Raw genomic sequence first — 1,322 nt, 5'->3', positions numbered from 1 at the left:
TGTGGATCATGAAGTTCTAGGCGGCTGTGGAGACGGTTGATTCTGCGGGACGTTCGACAAGCTTGCCGTCGATGAAAAGGGCGCCCGCTCGGACCAGTGCGACCAGGTGGGCGCCGTTGACCGCGCGCCAGCGCCGTTGGGCGGATTCGATCAGCTTGAAGGCCATGGCCAGGCCGGCGGCGCGGGAGCCGGGGGCCCTTGGTGACCTTGGTGCGGTGCCGGACGGTGGCGAAGGTCGATTCGATCGGGTTGGTGGTGCGCAGATGCCGCCAGTGCTCGGCGGGATAGTCGTAGAAGGCCAGCAGCTCCTCCACATCGTCGGTGACCTTCGCGACGGCCTTGGGAAACTTGACGCCGTAGGCGGCCTCGAAAGCGGCGACCGCGGCCAGCGCCCGGTCCTTGCTCTCGGCATTCCAGATCTCGGCCAGCGCCTTCTTCGCGCCCGGGTGGGCCGACTTCGGCAGCGACCCGAGCACGTTTGCGACCTTGTCAGCACCTCTACGCTCTGGCCTGCGACAAACACCTCGGCCAGCGCCGACCAAAAGCCCAGCGCGCCATCCCCGACCGCGAGCACCGGCGCGCGCATGCCGCGCCGGGCGCAATCACGCAGCAGATCGGCCCACGACTCCGTTGATTCGCGATAGCCGTCGGTCAGGGCGACGAGTTCCTTGCGGCCGTCGGCGCGCACCCCGATCAGCACCAGCAGGCAGAGTTTGTGCTCCTCCAGCCGGATGTTGACGTGGATGCCATCAGCCCATAGATAGACGTAGTCGACGTCAGACAGGTCGCGTGCGGCGAAGGCGCGCTGCTCGGCTTTCCATTGCTCGGTGAGCTTGGTGATGACCGGCGCCGACAACCCGTTGCCGGTGCCGAGAAACTGGCTCAGGGCGGGCACGAAGTCGCCGGTGGACAGGCCGTGCAGGTAGAGCAGCGGCAACACCTCGGTGATGGCCGGGCTCTTACGGCACCACGGCGGCAAGATGGCCGAGGAGAAGCGCCGGCGTTCGCCGGTCGCCTCGTCGATACGCTTGTCGTTGACGCGCGGGGCGCGGACCTCGATCCGCCCGCGCTGGTCAGCACCTGCCGGGGCTGGTGGTGGCCGTTACGGACGACCAGGCGGCGTCCGGCCTCGTCACGCTCGTCGGCGAAGGCGGCGATATAGGCGTCAATCTCGGCTTTGAGCGCTTCGGCGAGCATCCGGCGGGCGCCTTCACGTACCAGCTCGTCGATCAGCGCGGGCGAGGTGCCGGAGGCGGACGCTTCGCGGTCGCCGCCGGCGGGGCCAGGGACTACGGTGAGCACGGGTGTGCCTTCCCGACCGA

At 68.4% G+C, this 1,322-nt stretch carries 1 pseudogene; it reads right to left on the bottom strand.

The annotated features are described in order from the left end of the window. Positions 1-16: 16 nt before the first annotated feature. A pseudogene (locus E1294_RS51955) lies at positions 17-1,302 on the bottom strand (IS256 family transposase). Positions 1,303-1,322: the final 20 nt, after the last annotated feature.

Origin of the sequence: Nonomuraea diastatica, assembly GCF_004349015.1 — a bacterium.
In the GTDB taxonomy this organism is placed as follows: Bacteria; Actinomycetota; Actinomycetes; order Streptosporangiales; family Streptosporangiaceae; genus Nonomuraea; species Nonomuraea diastatica.
Note: the sequence above shows the minus strand (reverse complement) of the source record. Positions and strands in the feature narration are given on the sequence as shown.